This is a genomic window from Aedoeadaptatus urinae (assembly GCF_900155585.1).
Taxonomy (GTDB): domain Bacteria; phylum Bacillota; class Clostridia; order Tissierellales; family Peptoniphilaceae; genus Aedoeadaptatus; species Aedoeadaptatus urinae.
Genome location: NZ_LT707418.1, coordinates 415,850 through 432,925 on the forward strand (window position 1 = coordinate 415,850; position 17,076 = coordinate 432,925).

Here is a 17,076-nt window from a genome sequence, read left to right on the forward strand (position 1 = left end):
TTCCGAGGGCTATTTTTATACGTCTTTTTCTAAAATTTCTACGCCGGTGGTGGTGATGTGGAGGATCCGAATGTCCCAGGTGGCATCCAGGGGCTCGGAAATTTTCTCCCAGGTCTTTTTAATGGCATCGAGATCGGCGGATTTTTCCGTAACGAATAAGAGGGTGGGTCCGGCGCCGCTAATGAGCACGCGACCCTTGTGGCTTTCCTCTAAAGTCTTCATGACGTCGTAGCCGGCGATGAGCTTGCTTCGGTAGGGCTCGTGGATCTTGTCTTCCAAGCCGAAGAACAAGGCTTCCGTGTCGGCGGTTTCCAAGCCGTGAATCAAAAAGCCCATGTGGCCGATATTGGACACCGTATCGGCATAGCTGAGGGACTTGGGCAGTGCCGCCCGAGCCTTGGCCGTGGACAGATCGAAGTCCGGAAAGGCGGCGATGGTAGCGAAGTTGTCGATATTATTGATCTTGCGATAGACCACGCCGTCATCGGTGGGCAGGCTGATGACGCAGCCCCCTAAAAGAGCCGGCGCCACATTGTCCGGATGGCCTTCGAAATCCGAGGCCATTTTTAAAATCTCCCCTTGGTCGAAGGGCTCGCCCAGCAGGAGATTCGCCCCCATCATGCCGCCGACGATGCAGGTGGCGCTGCTGCCCAGGCCCCGGGCGATGGGAATGTCCGCATCCACACGATAAAAGAAACCCTCCATGGTGGCGCCGGCCTTGTCGAAGACCACTTTCGCCGCCTCGTAAATCATGCTGTGGCGGTCGCAATCCCCGCCTTCCATGGAAAAGGTAAAGGTGTTGTATAAATCCAGAGCCAGGCCGATGACATCGAAGCCCGGACCCATATTCGCCGTCGTCGCCGGCACGCGCAGTTTAATCATGAAAACCCTCCTTCACGACTTCTTTCATCTCATCCACTGTAATGCTTTCGGTAAAGCGCTCGGGCAAATCGAAGACCTCCGTCAAAGGCTTCGGTACCTCTACGCCGTAGGCCTCTTGAATCTTTTTCAGGAGTTCCTCGTCTCCCTCTCCCTGAATGCCCAGGGCGTCCGCCACCGTCTCGGGAAATTTATAGGGGCTCGCCGTGGCCATGACCAGGACGTGATTGGCGGAGCCGTGCTTTTTCGCCCCATCGTAGGCCACCGCCGTATGGGGATCCATTAAATAGCCGAAGCGGTCGAAGACTTCCTTGATCCGCGCCTCTCCTTCCGCATCCGTGGACCAATAGCCCACGAGTTTGGAGCGGTGGATGGCGTCCATGGGAATGTCGAAGCGGCCCGTGACGTTCAGGGATTCCATTTTCTCGCGCACTTTGTAATCCCGCTTCAAGACCAAGTGCAGATAGCGCTCGATATTGCTCGCCACGAGAATGTCCATGGAAGGCGACGTGGTCTTATAAAAATCACGGTTCTTGTCGTAAACGCCGGTGGAAATAAAATCCGTGAGCACGTGGTTTTTGTTTGATGCGCAAATGAAACGGCCCACGGGAAGGCCCATTTCCCTGGCGTACATGGCGGCTAAAATATTGCCGAAATTGCCCGTAGGCACGCAGATGTCAATGGCATCGCCCATAGCGATGGTGTTTCTGCGCACCAATTCCAGGTAGGAATACAAGTAATACACCACCTGAGGCACCAGGCGGCCGATGTTAATGGAGTTGGCCGAGGAAAATTCGATGCCCGAACGGCGCGACGCTTCTCTCAGCGCCTCGTCTCTGAAAATTTCTTTCACCGTGCGCTGGGCGTCGTCGAAATTCCCTTCGATGCCGTAGACGTAAACATTATTGCCCCTTTGCGTGGACATCTGGCGGCGTTGAATGGTGCTGACGCCGTGGGCGGGATAAAAGACAAAGATGTCCGTGTTCTCTACATCCTGAAAGCCGGCCAAGGCGGCCTTCCCCGTGTCGCCGCTGGTGGCCGTCAGGATTCGCACCTTTCTCCCCTCCGCCGATGCGGCCATAAGGTAAGGGAGCATTTGCAGGGCGAAGTCCTTAAATGCCGCCGTGGGTCCGTGAAACAATTCCGCCACGGTCATGCCGTCGAGATCGAAATAATCCACGGGCTCCGTGCCGGAGAAGGTACCGTAGGCCTTCTTCGCCCAATCCAAAAGAGTCTCTTTGGAAAAGTCGTCGAAAAACAAATGAAGCACTTCCGCCGCCAATTCCACATAGCTGCAGTCCGCGTACTCGTTTAAATCCAAGGTGGGTATGTGCTCGGGCACAAACAAACCGCCGTCGTCGGCGGGACCTTTAAAGATCGCCTCTTTCGCCGAAAAAGCTTGGGATTTGTCCCGAGAAGAAAAAAATCGCATCGTCGTCTCCTTCATGTCCTTTATTTTATTAATGTATCACAGTTTACGCTATTTTCGTCTCCCGTACAAGGGCTTAGAAAGTATGATACAAAATTGACCTTCATGGATATTCTTACCATTGTCTATTATAATGTATATATAGAGAAATAGGGGGGATAGTATGTTTACCATTTTAGAAAAGAAAAATTTGGCGCCTCGCGTCTTTTTGCTACGCATTCATGCGCCTCGCGTGGCCACGGCCGCTCAACCGGGACAGTTTGTCATCGTCATCGCCGACGAGCACGCCGAACGGGTGCCCTTGACCATCGCTAATTTCGATCGCGAGGAAGGTTGGGTGGACCTGGTAGTACAGGCCTCCGGTCCGTCGACGACGAAGCTGTCCGAAAAGAAACAGGGCGATGAATTAAAGGATTTCGTCGGCCCCTTAGGCGTTCCGTCGGAATTCACCGAGCTCTCAGACGAGGAGCTGAAAAAACAACGTTACTTATTTGTCGGCGGCGGCATCGGTGCCGCACCGGTCTATCCGCAGGTCCGCTATCTGTCCGAACGAGGTGTCCACTGCGACGTGATCATCGGCTTTAAAAACAAAGAAGCCGTCATCTACGAAGAAGAATTCAAGGCATTGGACTGCGCTCTCTACGTTACCACCGACGACGGCTCCTACGGCTTTAACGGCATGGTCACGGCAAAGATCGAAGACCTCATCGAAAACGAAGGCAAGAGCTACGACACCTGCGTCGCCATCGGCCCCATGATTATGATGAAGTTCGTCTGCCTCACCACGAAGAAATACGATCTGCACACCATCGTCTCTCTGAACCCGATTATGGTCGACGGCACCGGCATGTGCGGCGCCTGCCGCGTCAGCATCGACGGCGAAACGAAATTTGCCTGCGTCCACGGACCGGAATTCGACGGCCACAAAGTGGACTTCGACTTGGCTATGAAGCGTCAAAAACAATATGTGAACGTGGAAAAGACAAAAGGTCAACAAGTCTGGAGGAATGCATAATGGATCGCTTTACAAGAGTCCCCGTACGGGAACAGGACCCGAATCAACGGAACAAAAACTTTGAAGAAGTCTGTTACGGCTACAATCACGACGAGGCCGTTCAAGAGGCGAAGCGTTGCTTAAACTGTAAGGTGCCTCAATGCGTGAAGGGATGTCCCGTCTCCGTGGACATTCCCGCCTTCGTCCACGAAATCGCCGAGGACAATCCCAAGGCCGCCGCCATGGAGCTTTCCAAGCACACGGCGCTGCCCGCCGTTTGCGGCCGCGTATGTCCCCAAGAAAGCCAATGCGAAAAATACTGCGTCCTGGGCAAAAAGGGCGATTCCGTGAGCATCGGCAAATTGGAACGCTACGCCGCCGACTACGCCCGGGAAAATCATATTCAAACCATCGAAGCCGAAGCGCCGAACGGACACAAGGTCGCCGTCGTCGGCGCCGGCCCCGCCGGCATTACCGTGGCCGGCGAGCTGGTGAAGAAAGGCTACGACGTTACCGTCTTCGAATCCCTGCAACAACCGGGCGGCGTTTTGGTCTACGGCATTCCCCAATTCCGTCTGCCCGACTCCGTCGTGGCAAGCGAAGTGGAAAAACTGAAAGACCTGGGCGTTAAATTCGAAACCAATACTATCGTCGGCCGCACCATGTCCTTAGACGGCATTCGCAACGAAGGCTACGAAGCCATCTTCTTAGGCACCGGCGCCGGGCTGCCCCGCTTTATGAACATCCCCGGTGAAAACTACAACGGCGTCTTCAGCGCCAACGAATTTTTGACGAGGACCAATCTCATGCACGCCTACGAAGCCGGCTACGACACGCCCATTATCGCCGGGCGCAAAACCGCCGTCATCGGTGGCGGCAACGTGGCCATGGACGCTGCCCGCGTCGCCAAGCGCTTAGGCGCCGATGTGACCATCGTCTATCGCCGCACGGAAAAAGAATTGCCCGCACGGGCCGAGGAGGTTCACCACGCCAAGGAAGAAGGCATTCACTTCCACTTCCTCACCTCCCCCGTGGAAATTCACGCCGACGACGACGGCTGGGTCACCGGCATGACCCTGCGTCCCATGGAACTGGGGGAACCCGACGAATCGGGCCGCCGCCGTCCCGTACCCAAGGAAGGCGAAGACTTCGACGTGGAAGTGGACACGGTGATTATGGCATTGGGTACCAATCCCAATCCCTTGATTACCGCCACCAATCCCGACATCGAAACCAATAAGAAGCAAGGCATCGTCATTACCGACGAGGGCCAAAGCTCCGTGGAAGACGTCTTTGCCGGCGGCGACGCCGTCACCGGTGCCGCCACGGTTATCCTGGCCATGGGCGCGGGCAAACAAGCCGCCAAAGGCATCGACGAATACATTAAAAACAAAAATAAATAAAGCCGTTTCAGGCAACAAAAAACAGCCCTCGTGGCTGTTTTTTTGTGCGGGCATATTCGCCGCCCGCTTTTATAAAATTTCCCTTACTCGTGATCGTGGCCGCAGCAGTGGTCGTGATCGTGTTCGTGATCGTGGCCGCAGCAGTGGTCGTGATCGTGTTCGTGATCGTGATTGTGAGCACAGCCGCAGTCGTCTTCCCCTTCTTCGTAGCGGGCGGCGAGCTCGTGAATCTTTTTGTGAATAGCGTCGTCGTGGAGAATGGTGTCCAGATTAATTAAAATCTCCATGGCGAAATCCACATTGCCGTCCTCTTCCGCCTTTTGTGCCAGACGCTTTAAAATTTCCACGCGGTCGGGATTCAAGGTGCCTTGAATGTGCCGCTCCTTCAGGTAATTTAAAAATTCGTCCTTCTCCGCCGGTTCCGCATCGGGATAGCGGCCGCCGATCATCATAAGATTGCCCTCGGCTTCGTCATTGTCGCCGTCGTAATCCTTTGCGATAATGCTCATGGAGAGGGCCAGGGCGGGTTTGTTTTCCTTAAAGAGGAAGTAGCCTTCGTTGGAGAAGCATTGGGAGAAATCCGATGCCAGATAGGCCGATCCAAAGGCCTTTTGATTGTACTCCTTCGCCTTTTCCATGTCCCCTTCCTGACGGGAAACTTTCGATAAGGTCAGGTAGTTGGCCGTGGACATGGGATTCACGGACAGGGCCTTCTCCAAGTAATTTCGAGCGTCGTCGTATTCTTTTAATTCCGCCGCCACGCCGCCGCGAAGGGTGAGCCACATGTCGATCTCGGGTCCCAAGATGGGCCGGCGATCGCCGTCTCGTTCCACGCGGCAGAAAACCTCCTCCACCATGGACTGGAAGGAGAAAAATTTCTCATCACTTTCAAGGGCTTCCAGTGCCGTCTTTAAAAAGTCCACTTCCTCCGCCATGCGGTCGATAAAGGTCTTGGCCCCTTCCATATCTTCGTCCAGGGTTTTTGCAAAAACCGCATCCAATAGGGTATAAAACTTATCGATACCGGCGCCGTCCTGCTTCAGGCTGCGGTAGTCGCCTGCATCGCCGCGGTGCTCGTCCATTAATTTTTGTCCGTAATCTAAAAGCTTTTGGGCCAGTTCCCCTTCCCCGGCCAGGGAAAGCTTTTGTACTTCGTCGTAGATGGCGTTTAAATCATCTACGTAATCGCCTGTAAGGCTGTTTATAAAGTCGTTGTATTCTTGTTCCATTGGTACCTCCACTAATAGTATATCAGAGCTCGAAAGGAGTTGTTATGGCCAGTCTCGTCACTCATTATTTTTTTGCCCGGCGCATCCATCCCACCCTGCCCGAAAAGGCGCGGGAAATTATCGCCGCCTATCCCGACCACTACGCCTTAGGCGCCCAGGGCCCGGATATTTTCTTTTACTATCTTACATCAAAAAAGCACAAGGTAGGCGGACAAATCCACGCCAAGCCTTTAGCGGATTTCCTCAAAAGAAATAAGGATTGGATCGAAAAGGGGCCGACCCTCTCCCCCACATGGGCCTACTTCTTCGGCTTCTTAACCCACTTTTCTTTAGACGCCACGGTGCACCCCTATATCGATTCGGTGGAAGAAAAAATTTCCATCGGCCACGTGGCCTTGGAGCGGGACTTCGACCGGGTGATTTTAGAAGAAGAGGGCTACGATCCCCGGGCCTTTCTCTGCCGGGAGCTCTTGCCCTCCCCCGCCGTCGTGGCGGCGGACGCCTCTGTCCTTTACGCTTCCTACGGCATCGACGCCCACGACGTGCGCCGGGCCGTGGCGTCTTTCCGCATCGGCCAGCAATTTTTCCACGTGGATAATTTAAAGACCTACGACCGGAAGCACAAAATCCTGAAGGCAGTGGGCGTGGACGATGCCTTCGGCGGCATGCTTTTAAATCCTAAGGGCTATTACGATTCCATCTACATCACCAATCCCGTGATGAAGGAGCTCATGACCCTCGCCTATCCCGTGGCCCGCACGGCCGTGACTGCCTTTACGGAAGGCGGCGACCATCCCCCGTTTTTCCAACTGGATTTCAACGGACGGTAACGAAAAAAAGGCCTCATCCTTCGATGAGGTCTTATCTTATTTTTCGCAGAATCAAAAAGCAAATCAGGACGCCGAGGAGCAAATGCCCCGCCACCAGGCCCCACTCTTTCTTTTTCACGAGCTCGACAAGCTCGATGAACCAATAGACGGCGTAAAGGCCAAGGCTGATAAAAATCGCCGCCATGGAAATGCGACTGCCCCAAACAAAAATCGGATCGGGATAGGCGCTCTTTGTAAGAACCACCAAAAGGAAGCCCGCAAGACCTACCATGGCAAAGACGAGGGCCGCCTTTTTAATCGCGGATTTAAGCTTGTTCATGGCGAAATACCTCTTTCGCATGGTCGATAAAATCATAGGCCGACGCTACCAGCAGGATGGAGCAAAGGAGCCGAAGCCAAAGCTTATTCGTATCGCTTAAAATATTTGAGAAAATAGCAAAGCGACTGACGTCGTAAAATAAGAGTAAATATTGTTTCATAAAATGATTTTACACCGACGGAAAAAATATGTAAAGGCACCCTTTCGGAGTAACCCCATAAAGTTGGACTTAATCGAGTAAGCATTTCGCTTACTCGATTTTGTTTTACATAACATTCGTTCTATGCGGATTTCATTGTTTTCCGACCAACCCCGGTTTTTAAGACTTTTTGGATCAGTTCAACCGCGGGCGCTTTTTTCATGGATGCTGTGCCTAAATAACTTCGTTGCGATGAAGAATGTAGTAGTCTTCAAGGTTCGCTCGGACGGGACGGGCACCTTCGAAGGCATCGCCTGTGTAGCGAATTTTTAAACGCTCCCCTTCGTAACGCATCCGAATAATTTGAACCTTTTTTTCATAAGCCGCCAATTCCGAAAATGGAATCCTCGACTCAAACACACGACCCTCCATTTTCTCGATCAACTTATCCGACGTGGTCTTGGCCCTGATTTTTCCGTCGTTTAGAATGATAATGCTTTTTGTAATGGCTTCAATGTCGGAAATAATATGGGTTGAAAAGAGAATGATCTTGTCTTTGGACATGTTGGACAAAATGTTTGAAAATCGAATGCGTTCGCCGGGATCCAAGCCGGCCGTCGGTTCATCTAAAATCAGAATTTTCGGATCGTTGAGTAAGGCTTGGGCGATGCCGACCCGCCGCTTCATTCCACCGGAAAAAGTCGATACTTTTTTGTCCTTTACATCCTCAAGATTTACAAAAGCGAGAACCTGGGGGATTTTTTCCTTCAGTTCCCTTTTACTTAATCCCTTTAATGCGCCCATATAGGTTAGAAACTCACCGGCCGTAAAGCCGGGAAAAACCGCAAATTCCTGGGGCATATAACCTAAAAGATCTCGATACTTTCCTTTCAGCTGAGAAATATCCTCTCCCCCGTAGAGGATACGGCCCTTCGTCGGCTTATCCACGCCGACCAATAACCGCATCAAGGTAGACTTCCCGGCTCCGTTATCCCCTAAAAGCCCATAAATTCCGGCATCCAGTTCCAAGTCCACATCCGAAAGAGCTTCTTTTTTTCCAAATTTTTTGCTTACGCTTTCAATTTTTAACATAATCAGCGCTCCTTATGCTTTACCAAACGACTTCCTTTTTCCCAGCCACATCCCGATCCATAAGAGCGCCCCGTAAATCATGGGAATGATCAGCGAAAGCAAATAGCAACTTTCTAGCCCCGGAGAAGATACGCGGGTACGAAGACCTTCGATGTTGATTAAAGACAAAGGCGAAAGGAATAGGAATTTCCCGGCAGAGGGAGAAGTCCACAGAGATTGAAGCAAGAAATGAATGGACACATAGGCCAGAACGAGGGAAAAGGAGATTTTCACGTCTTTGATTCGATCGCCTAAAAAAAGAAAAAGAAAGACAAGACAAAAGGTCAGCGCGAGCCCGTTTGAAAATTTATAGATAAAATACTGAAGGTAGGTTATCTGAATGGGAAAGAGAAAAAATTCTCTTGAATTTTGAATGAAAAGATCTCGGCCGTCGCTTCCGTAAACGAACAAAACCAATAGAGTAAACAGAGCCACGCCGCCCACATAGGTGAGGACGCCAATTTCCAAACCGTTGATTAGCCGAGCCTGAAAGAGTTTTTTCTTTCCGTAAAGGGTGGCTTCCACCATGTCCTTCGTTTTGAACCGCTCGTCTTCTTTCATTACGGGAACGAGGAGAAAAAGCAAGGCCAAGGCGACGGCGTAAAAAATCTTATCGAAGTTACGGAGGAGAACTTTCCAACCTTCACAATAGCCGATAAGGAGCCGATCCATTGGCTTCGCTCCTTGAGTTTGGCCTGCCTTTTTTATCAGATTCATTCGATACTCGAAAAAGCCTTGTGACGGCTGCTTGTCTCCTTGAAGCAGAGCATCATTTATACTCTCCACCGGCAAAAACTCATTAATGGAAATGTTCTCTTTGACCAAATTTTCTTGAGGCAAGTCGTACTTTGCGATTAAATTCTCCACTTTTTTATCGTTGTACCAGTTCTCCACCATCAGGTAGCGGTATTCCGTACCGTCAGAAATTTCCACGTGCAAGCTCTCTTGAAGATACCTCATCTGTTCCGCCTTGATAAGGCAGATCGACGAAAGCAACAAAAACAGACAGAGGGCCGGAAGGTAGGGGAAGGGAAGCATTCTTTTTCTATTGACTTCCAGTAAAAACTTCATTTGCCCTCTCCTCCTTTTAAGTAATAGCGGTTCATTATCGGCATGGCCAAAATTCGGCTACTCGCAATGTAAATCAAAGACAGAAAGCAGGCCATCGCCGTAAAGGGATAGACGTGGTTTTGAAGGACAAAAAGCTTGGACGCGGAGAAATTACCTCGCACAAAGTTTTGCGGCGTAAAGTAGGCCAGAGTATTCGCCCAAGGCTGCGGCGAATCCGCCCACTTCTCAAGCCAAACAAAGGCGAGCACCAAGACGAGCAGGGAGACTTTCGACTTGCGAAAGACCAGGGAGAATAAGAGAATAATATTGACCACCACGAGAACGGCGGCAAAACCGGATAAGGCTTCCAGAAAATACCCTTGCCAAGTGGTGAGGTTGAAAATCGCCGGTCCGGCATAAAATTCGATGGAGGCATTGGCTCCGTGAAGGGAATAAATCATTCCGTGGTAGAGAAGCAAAAAAAACAAATAGGCGAGGTACGCGAGTCCTGCAAATAATTCTGCCGCCCTTACCTTGGCTAAGTAGAGGGAAAGGCGCCCATTCTTCGCGTGCACATCCATTTCAGTAAATCCCTGCGCCTCGTCGGCTGACGTTAAGGAAGACAGGGCGAGGGCCAAGTAGATTAAAAAAATGTAAAAAGTCATGTGCAGGGCATCGCCCATGTAACGCCATCCTTCATTATAAGCGTAGTAAAGGGGCGTTTTTACTTCACCGGCTTGACGAAGAATGCTTTCAACCTCCGACCGCTCGTAGGACCGATATGAGGCGCGCGCCCATGAGCCGATGGCCTTTAAGCGATCTTGGTAAAAATTTTCAATCCCTTGGTCGCTCATATGAATTGAAAAGTCTTGGATTTCAATATCTTTCGGAAAATTCAAACTTTGCGCGAGCCACTGGAAGGGATAAATCAGCTTCAAGCCCAACTCTTTTTCTTCCGATCGTGCGCCTTCCACAAAGTCTTTTTCTTTGCTTTCGTTGTAAAGGGTCTGGACCTTTTTCATTTGCTCTTCGGTTAAAGGGCCGTCGTATTTAATCCCTTCTTCTTTCATCAACACCCAATAGGAAAGACCGGAGCCAAACTTTCCTCCCTCTAAGACCATGTCTAGGGATTGGCTATAAGGAAGGATCTTGGCCAGACAAATCAACAAAAACAGGCACGCAATCAGGGCATTGTTCTTGGTCGCTATTTTTTTTAATTCCAGTTTTACGACAGCAAACATCGATTTCTCCCCTTTTCTCCTAACACAGGCCGACCTGTATCTGCTCTTCAAAAGAATTTTTTCGTTTTTTGCCCTTATTGAACCGCCTTTTTCAAGTCGTAGTAAGACCCGGTAAAGACCACCTTCCATTCCTTTTCGCCATGAGGCTTGGCCAGGAGAAGTTCGTCATAGGACCCGTCCAGCCGCCTGGCTTCATAGACAAAGAGTTCGTCATTCTTAAGACCTTGAATCGGTCCTGTTCGCGCTTCCGCAGGGATGGTGCCAATCATTTCATCAATTCGGTAATCCACCGTTGGCCCAAAGACCAACTCTGCGTCGTGATCATTCTCGTGTCCCTCTTCCCTCGGTGGATAGATGTCCGGTTTTGATTTAATGTAATTTGACACCGCTTGATCCAATTCGATAAATAGATCGAGACTTCTGTCCTCCCCGGTCGGGCCGAGAACGACATCGCCGCCTCTGGTCACCGAACCGCTCATACCTTTTTCGATCCAGTCCTTTCTGTTCTTCGCCCGTTGCTTTGCGATTTTTTTATCCGCTGCGATATCTTCCGGGCTTCTCTCATCGGGACCGTCCTGTGTTTTGCCTTGGCTATCTTCACTTTTCCTTTGGTTCTGCACCATGGAATAGGTGGATTCTTTTTTTAGATACAGCGCCGAGGCCAGAACGACTAAAACCACAAAAATTCCTAAAACCACTTTTTTCTTGTTCATCATCTTCCATCTCCTTTTCTATTGATTATAGGCAATTTACACCTCGGTCACAGTTAACTTTTGTCCGAACTTTTCACAAAAAAAGAAGAAGGCTTGTGGCGCTTCTTCTTAAAAGGGGTCTATATAGCCGATTTCTCTAGCTTTTTGTACCATTTCTTGGTAATTTTTTACGTCTAACTTGCCGTAAATGCGATTTAATAAAACGGCCAGGGAAGAGGTGGACATATAGGCTTCTTTTGCGACTTCTTTTCGTGATTTTCCCGAGGCATAGAGGCGGAGAATTTTTAATTCGTTTTCCGTGAGCTTTTCCTGAAGATGTTTCTTAGAGGAAAAATACCTTTTGTTCTCCAAGCAAACCCCTCGTATCTTCGCTAAAAGACTTTGGGTCGACTCTTCTTTCGAAATAAAACCCATACAGCCCATATTCTTGGCCTTTTCCCGGTAAAAATCAAGATTATAGCCCGATAAAATCAACACTTTTACACCGTAATCCCGTATCAACGCTTTGCTTAACTCCAGACCGTTTTCTCCCTTCGCCATACCGTCCAGATTAATGTCTATAAGAAGAAGATCGTAGGTCTCTTCTTGTAATTTGTCTTTTATGTCTTTCATTTTCTCCGGAATATCCACCCGGATTTTCCCGCCGGATTCTAAATCCATCTTCAAGCATTGGGCCAGCATTTTATGATCTTCGATTAACATAATCCTCATAGATCCGCTCCTTTTTAACCGGTACATTCACATAGAAGGCCAGGTACTTTTCCTCTCCTTCTCGGCCTTCTTCTACCCGAAATACTCCGTCCAGCCGTTTGGTTTCGAAATCCAATAATTTCAAGCCGGTGCTCCGGCCCGCACCTTCCTCCAAGTAATCGCCGTGATTTATCATGGACAGATGAATCTCCTTTTGTTTTTCCTCCAAATGAATTTCGGCGTAATCGCCCTTTCCGTGCTTGAAAAGATTGCTCACCAATTCGTAAAGGGCTTTATACAGAAAGCTGTCGTAGGGGCCGGGCACTGAAAAGTCCTCGGAACAAGTGAAGTCTATTAGTATGCCCCGATTTTGATACTTGTCTTCCAAATCCTTAATAAGGCCGTAGTAATTGTTGCTTAAGCTTTCCTTCGAACTTAAGATTGGGTCATAGGCATTCAATTCTTGGCGGATTTTTTTAATGTCGTTGGAGAGAATTTCCAGAATTTGATCCCTCTCGGAAAAAGACGGGGCCTTTTGAACCAGCTTCTGTACGAGAATAATGTCCTGCAAAATCATATCGTGGAGAAAACGAGTGTTTTTCTCGGAGTAAAGCCGCGCATACTTATCCAACAGGAGATTTTCCTTTCCCCTGTTCAGGAGGCTGCCTATCTCTTCCCGGCTCAGGTCGCGGTAATTGAAGTAATTGGAGACCATGACGAAAAACGCGCTCAAGTAAAGGGAGAGAAAGAAGATTTCGGTAAATTTCCTTGGAAAACCGTTGACGATAAAAAGGATGAGAAAAATCACAGAGCAAAACTTCGCCCACTCTTTAAAAGACGGGACAAAGGCTTTGAGGGATAAATGACACGCTTTTGTAAGCAAATAGATTAAGATGGCGGCTAAGACGGCCATCATATAAAATTCCTCGTAATTCTCAAAATAATTCCACAGGGAAGAGAGATAGAAACTTCCCCATAAATACAAGACCAGGAAGACCGCAGTCGACACCATAATCCGGTAACTATAAAGGCCCCGCCCCTGTATTTCTTTCTTTTTGACCAGGAAAAAAAGAAGGGGAAACAAACAGAAAATAAAGTAGACCCCCATGTATAGAAAGTTGACCTCCAGAGAAGAAAAGGTCGATAGAAGAAAGATAGCAAAAAAAGCGATGAGGGTCAAAAGACGAAAAGGACCGAAGCGAAAGTGCCCTTCCAAAACGATATCCATATAGGAAAAAATCAGCTGAAGAACAAAAAAGTAGCGAAGAAGAATGTCATTGACCAGATACGCAACGATGAAATCTTCCGAGATAAAATAAAGGGGAATCAAAAGTAGAGTGGTGCAAACCCGATAGACGTAATTTTTTTCTCTCTCCTCAAGCAGAATAAAGAAAGAGATAAAATTCGTGAGCGTAAAAAGACCGGTTAAGGCGACGATATGAAAACTGCTGCCGCCTTTTTTTACGGCAACTAAATAAAACCAATAAAGGGCCAGCTGGGTCAGGCAATGGCTCCAAAGCAAGATCGGTTTTTTATACGGCAAAAATCGATTCACGGCTTCCTCCTCACGTTAATTAGTCTCTATTTTAATCATACTGAATTGAAAAGGAAATTTCACCTAACTTTTGTCCGAACATCATTGGAGCCGTCCTCCGATGTTTGATGATTGATCTAAAGTGAAAATGGATTCCTCCCCTTTCGGCAAAGGATTTGCTCTTACTCAACGCAAAAACACGCCACAAACTAAAGTGACCCCCAAAGATGGATTTCTTGGTCCAACTTTTGGGGGTCAGTGCATTTCGGATGCCTTTTTGATTTTATTCTTTTTTAGATTTTTCGATGATTTCCTCCGCCAGTTGTGCCGGCACTTCTTCGTAGCGAACGAATTCCATGGTGAAGGAACCTCGGCCTTGGGTCATGGCCCGAAGGTCGATGGCGTATTCATACATTTCCGCTTGCGGCGCTTCGGCCATAATCAGCTGACCGCCGCCGGGTTGTTGGTCCATCCCCAGGATTCTTCCCCGGCGTTTGTTCATGTCGCCCATAACATCGCCCATGTATTCATCGGGCACGGCCACTTCAACGGCCATAATGGGCTCTAAGAGCACGGGCTTGGCTTCGGCGATCCCCTTCTTAAAGGCGATGGATGCCGCCATTTTAAAGCTGACTTCGTTGGAGTCAACATCGTGGTAGCTGCCGTCGTAGAGAACGGCCTTGACGCCTGTTACGGGGAAGCCGGCGAGAACGCCTTTTTCCATGGATTCTTCCAAGCCCTTTTCGACAGCCGGGAAGTAGTTTCTCGGCACGCTGCCGCCGAAGACTTCTTCGTCGAAGACAAAGCCTTCGTCGGTGGGTTCGAAGCGAATCCAAACGTCGCCGTATTGACCGGCGCCGCCGGATTGTTTTTTGTGCTTGCCTTGAACGGAGGCGGTGCCGCGAATGGTTTCTCTATAGGGAACGATAAAGGGCACTTTCTTTACTTCGACGCCGAAGGTGTTCTTTAATTTGTCCAGGATGACGTCCAGGTGCACATTGCCTTGGCCGCCGATGGTCATTTGTTTCGTTTCGGCATTGCGGTTGAGGACGATGCCCGGGTCTTCGTCTTGGAGCTTGCGAAGGGAGGTGGTGAGTTTTTCTTCGTCGTTTTTCGATGCCGCTTCAATGGCATAGAAGTAAACGGGTTGCGGCATTTTCACGCGCTTGTACACGACCTTGTGGGCCTTGTCGCAAAGGGTGTCGCCGGTCTTCGTTACGGTAAGCTTCGCCACGGCGCCGATGTCGCCGGCGTGGATGGCATCCACAGGAAGCTGTTCCTTGCCGCGGATGACGAAAATACCGGTGTTCTTTTCTTCCACGTCTTGAGAGCTGTTAAACAGAGCCGTGTCCTTGGATATGGTGCCGCTCAGGACCTTGAAGATGGAAATCTTTCCGACGTAGGGGTCGGTAATGGTTTTAAATACCACGGCGGAGAAGGGATCGGTGTCGGAGATCGTGCGTTCTTCTCCCGATTCGTAGCGGAAGCCAGTGTGGGCCCGTTCGTCGTCCGGTGCGGGCATGTAGTTGACGATGGTATTCAGCAAAATGTCGATGCCGATGCCTTTTTCAGCACTGCCGACCAAGAGGGGTACGGCATCGCCGTTTAAGAGAGCGGCGGTGACACCGCGGAGCAGTTCGTCGCGGGTGAATTTTTCGCCGCTGAAGTATTTGTCCATAAGGACTTCGTCGCTTTCGGCGACGACTTCGGCGATTTCTTCATACATACGCTCCGTGGCCTTCACTTGGTCGTGATTCAATTCCACTTCTTCCGGAGCGGCGTTTTTATATTCAAAGCCTTTTTGGAAAATAACGTCGGTGACGCCGACGAAGTTTTCACCTTCGCCGATGGGAACGGAGAAGGGAATAACCTTTTTGCCGAAGAGGCTTTCGATTTGTTCCATGAGTTCGCGGAAATTGACGTTTTCTCCGTCGATCTTGTTGACGAAGATAATACGGGGCAGACCGATTTCTTCCGTATATTTCCACATTCTTTCCGAACCGACTTGCACGCCGGCGGTGGCATCGATAATCATCAGCGCCGCTTCCGCTGCGCGAAGTGCGCCCATGGCTTCACTGATAAAGTCCATGTAACCGGGCGTGTCGATTATATTTAATTTCATCTTTCGCCATTCGATAGGAATAATGCTGGTACCGATGGATGTACCTCGTTCTTTTTCTTCTTTAGAAAAGTCGGAGAGGGTATTTTTTTGATCCACGTGGCCGATTTGTTTTGTGGCACCGGATTGGTACAGGAGCGCTTCTGTTAGGTTGGTCTTGCCCGATCCGCTGTGCCCGACCAGGGCCAAGTTACGGACTTCCCTCGTGTTGTATGCTTTCATTAATTTGTTCCTCCTATCGTGAATTTCCTCGCGGAAACGTTTTTATGCCTAAATTATATCATAGCCCGATGTAATTTTCATTCTTCCCCGGCCTTTCGTCGGATTTTTATCTCGCCACGGTCCGTATACTAATTTTCGCTCACAAAAAAAACGAGCCGAAGCTCGTTCTTTCAATATTATTTTCGAAGCAGCTCTTCCATTTGCCGACGGGTCCAGCCGAAGGCGCCGCCGGAGTGGATAAAGAGAATATTTTCTTTGCCTTCCCAGCGTCCGTCTAAAATCTCGGAAATGGTGCCGTACATGGCTTTGCCGGTGTAGACCGGATCCAGGATGATTCCCGTTTGGGAAACGAAGTCCCAAATAAATTCCAGCTCTTCGGGACGACTCAGGGCGTAGCCCCGGCCTTCGTAGCCGCCGATGACGGTGACGGCGTCCGCGGGCACGGAGGTGCCCTTTAATTCGTTCATCTCGGCGATAATCGGCGGAAGCAGTTCCTTTTCGACGACCTCCTTCGGCGAGGAAATGGAAATGCCGACGATCTCCTTGCCCGCATTGTGAATGGCGTTGCCGTAAACGAGACCTGCTAACATGCCGGCGCTGCCGGTGACGCAGATGACGGCATCGAAGTTGATGCCCATGTCTTTTTCTTCTTCGAGAATTTCTTCGAAGCATTCCACGTAGCCGAAGCTTCCCAGGCCGTTGCTGCCGCCCATGGGAATGATGTCCACGGACTTGCCTTCTTTTTCCAGCTCCTCTTTCCACGATGCCATGATGGCGTCGCGATGGTTGTCGTAATCTTCCTGGGAGACGAAGCGAATGTCCGCCCCTGCCAGGCGATCCAAAAAGAGATTGCCCTCTTCGGGATAATCCTCGCTGCCCGTTAAAAGCAGGTGGCACTTAAATCCCAGTCGGGCACAGGCCATGGCCGTGGCCCGGGCGTGATTGCTTTGCACGGCGCCGGTGGTAATAATGTCCGTGGCGCCGTCGTCCAATGCCTTTTCAAGCAAGTATTCCAGCTTACGAATTTTATTGCCCGTCACCGACAGGCCCGTTAAATCGTCTCGTTTAATATAGAGGTTGATGGGCAGATCCGCATCCATAAGTTGAACCGGTTCGATGCGGGTCGGCGTATTGGCTAAAGATAATTTTTTCAT

At 49.9% G+C, this 17,076-nt stretch carries 15 protein-coding genes; 3 read left to right on the forward strand and 12 right to left on the reverse strand.

What is annotated here, in order from left to right; genetic code table 11:
- Positions 1 to 15: 15 nt before the first annotated feature.
- On the reverse strand, positions 16 to 882 hold the full coding sequence (gene thrB / locus BQ7397_RS07250; protein ID WP_077075439.1) for a homoserine kinase: 867 nt from the start codon (positions 880 to 882) through the stop codon (positions 16 to 18).
- Positions 875 to 2,311 carry a threonine synthase gene (gene thrC / locus BQ7397_RS07255; protein ID WP_144019991.1) on the reverse strand — a complete coding sequence of 479 codons (1,437 nt, stop codon included), beginning with the start codon at positions 2,309 to 2,311 and terminating at the stop codon, positions 875 to 877. The genes thrB and thrC overlap by 8 nt, the downstream gene beginning before the upstream one ends.
- Positions 2,312 to 2,471: 160 nt before the next feature.
- Here thrC and BQ7397_RS09500 point away from each other — a divergent pair, with 160 nt between their 5' ends.
- Together BQ7397_RS09500 and gltA are read left to right on the forward strand one after the other, a co-directional pair.
- Positions 2,472 to 3,323, forward strand: coding sequence for a sulfide/dihydroorotate dehydrogenase-like FAD/NAD-binding protein (locus BQ7397_RS09500; protein ID WP_083703458.1), 852 nt, complete (start codon positions 2,472 to 2,474; stop codon positions 3,321 to 3,323).
- Complete coding sequence (gene gltA, locus BQ7397_RS09505; protein WP_083703459.1) at positions 3,323 to 4,705, forward strand: NADPH-dependent glutamate synthase; 1,383 nt, start codon at positions 3,323 to 3,325, stop codon at positions 4,703 to 4,705. Before BQ7397_RS09500 ends, gltA begins: the two co-directional genes overlap by 1 nt.
- 83 nt (positions 4,706 to 4,788) lie before the next feature.
- Here the strand turns inward: gltA and BQ7397_RS07265 are convergent, their stop codons facing one another.
- The gene (locus BQ7397_RS07265) at positions 4,789 to 5,934 is read right to left on the reverse strand and encodes a tetratricopeptide repeat protein (protein ID WP_077075441.1); all 1,146 of its coding nucleotides are present in this window, start codon (positions 5,932 to 5,934) and stop codon (positions 4,789 to 4,791) included.
- Between the two features lie 44 nt (positions 5,935 to 5,978).
- Between BQ7397_RS07265 and BQ7397_RS07270 the strand changes: the two genes are divergently transcribed.
- Positions 5,979 to 6,764: a zinc dependent phospholipase C family protein gene (locus BQ7397_RS07270; protein WP_077075442.1), complete on the forward strand. Its 786-nt coding sequence runs from the start codon at positions 5,979 to 5,981 to the stop codon at positions 6,762 to 6,764.
- A 31-nt stretch (positions 6,765 to 6,795) separates the two neighbouring features.
- On the opposite strand, the gene BQ7397_RS07275 is transcribed toward BQ7397_RS07270, so the two are convergent.
- From BQ7397_RS07275 to BQ7397_RS07315, 9 genes are all read right to left on the reverse strand, one after another.
- Entirely contained in the window at positions 6,796 to 7,083 is a 288-nt protein-coding gene (locus BQ7397_RS07275) for a hypothetical protein (protein ID WP_077075443.1), read from the reverse strand.
- Positions 7,084 to 7,456: 373 nt separating this feature from the next.
- A complete protein-coding gene (locus tag BQ7397_RS07280; RefSeq protein ID WP_077075444.1) occupies positions 7,457 to 8,314 on the reverse strand; it encodes an ABC transporter ATP-binding protein in 858 nt (285 codons plus the stop codon).
- A gap of 12 nt (positions 8,315 to 8,326) precedes the next feature.
- Entirely contained in the window at positions 8,327 to 9,424 is a 1,098-nt protein-coding gene (locus BQ7397_RS07285) for a hypothetical protein (protein ID WP_077075445.1), read from the reverse strand.
- Positions 9,421 to 10,644, reverse strand: coding sequence for a hypothetical protein (locus BQ7397_RS07290; protein ID WP_077075446.1), 1,224 nt, complete (start codon positions 10,642 to 10,644; stop codon positions 9,421 to 9,423). Before BQ7397_RS07290 ends, BQ7397_RS07285 begins: the two co-directional genes overlap by 4 nt.
- Before the next feature lie 74 nt (positions 10,645 to 10,718).
- Positions 10,719 to 11,360, reverse strand: coding sequence for a hypothetical protein (locus BQ7397_RS07295; RefSeq protein ID WP_077075447.1), 642 nt, complete (start codon positions 11,358 to 11,360; stop codon positions 10,719 to 10,721).
- Positions 11,361 to 11,465: 105 nt separating this feature from the next.
- Complete coding sequence (locus BQ7397_RS07300) at positions 11,466 to 12,068, reverse strand: response regulator transcription factor (RefSeq protein WP_077075448.1); 603 nt, start codon at positions 12,066 to 12,068, stop codon at positions 11,466 to 11,468.
- The gene (locus tag BQ7397_RS07305; RefSeq protein WP_077075449.1) at positions 12,040 to 13,602 is read right to left on the reverse strand and encodes a sensor histidine kinase; all 1,563 of its coding nucleotides are present in this window, start codon (positions 13,600 to 13,602) and stop codon (positions 12,040 to 12,042) included. The genes BQ7397_RS07300 and BQ7397_RS07305 overlap by 29 nt, the downstream gene beginning before the upstream one ends.
- A 262-nt stretch (positions 13,603 to 13,864) precedes the next feature.
- On the reverse strand, positions 13,865 to 15,922 hold the full coding sequence (fusA, locus tag BQ7397_RS07310) for an elongation factor G (protein WP_077075450.1): 2,058 nt from the start codon (positions 15,920 to 15,922) through the stop codon (positions 13,865 to 13,867).
- 176 nt (positions 15,923 to 16,098) lie between these two features.
- The gene (locus BQ7397_RS07315) at positions 16,099 to 17,076 is read right to left on the reverse strand and encodes a D-cysteine desulfhydrase family protein (RefSeq protein WP_077075451.1); all 978 of its coding nucleotides are present in this window, start codon (positions 17,074 to 17,076) and stop codon (positions 16,099 to 16,101) included.

What these genes read in the sequence shown, in the direction of transcription:
- thrB (WP_077075439.1), bottom strand. Translation starts at nt 882, where the DNA reads ATGATTAAACTGCGCGTGCCGGCGACGACGGCGAATATGGGTCCGGGC.
- thrC (WP_144019991.1), bottom strand. Translation starts at nt 2,311, where the DNA reads ATGCGATTTTTTTCTTCTCGGGACAAATCCCAAGCTTTTTCGGCGAAA.
- BQ7397_RS09500 (WP_083703458.1), top strand. Translation starts at nt 2,472, where the DNA reads ATGTTTACCATTTTAGAAAAGAAAAATTTGGCGCCTCGCGTCTTTTTG.
- gltA (WP_083703459.1), top strand. Translation starts at nt 3,323, where the DNA reads ATGGATCGCTTTACAAGAGTCCCCGTACGGGAACAGGACCCGAATCAA.
- BQ7397_RS07265 (WP_077075441.1), bottom strand. Translation starts at nt 5,934, where the DNA reads ATGGAACAAGAATACAACGACTTTATAAACAGCCTTACAGGCGATTAC.
- BQ7397_RS07270 (WP_077075442.1), top strand. Translation starts at nt 5,979, where the DNA reads ATGGCCAGTCTCGTCACTCATTATTTTTTTGCCCGGCGCATCCATCCC.
- BQ7397_RS07275 (WP_077075443.1), bottom strand. Translation starts at nt 7,083, where the DNA reads ATGAACAAGCTTAAATCCGCGATTAAAAAGGCGGCCCTCGTCTTTGCC.
- BQ7397_RS07280 (WP_077075444.1), bottom strand. Translation starts at nt 8,314, where the DNA reads ATGTTAAAAATTGAAAGCGTAAGCAAAAAATTTGGAAAAAAAGAAGCT.
- BQ7397_RS07285 (WP_077075445.1), bottom strand. Translation starts at nt 9,424, where the DNA reads ATGAAGTTTTTACTGGAAGTCAATAGAAAAAGAATGCTTCCCTTCCCC.
- BQ7397_RS07290 (WP_077075446.1), bottom strand. Translation starts at nt 10,644, where the DNA reads ATGTTTGCTGTCGTAAAACTGGAATTAAAAAAAATAGCGACCAAGAAC.
- BQ7397_RS07295 (WP_077075447.1), bottom strand. Translation starts at nt 11,360, where the DNA reads ATGATGAACAAGAAAAAAGTGGTTTTAGGAATTTTTGTGGTTTTAGTC.
- BQ7397_RS07300 (WP_077075448.1), bottom strand. Translation starts at nt 12,068, where the DNA reads ATGAGGATTATGTTAATCGAAGATCATAAAATGCTGGCCCAATGCTTG.
- fusA (WP_077075450.1), bottom strand. Translation starts at nt 15,922, where the DNA reads ATGAAAGCATACAACACGAGGGAAGTCCGTAACTTGGCCCTGGTCGGG.
- BQ7397_RS07315 (WP_077075451.1), bottom strand. Translation starts at nt 17,076, where the DNA reads ATGAAAAAATTATCTTTAGCCAATACGCCGACCCGCATCGAACCGGTT.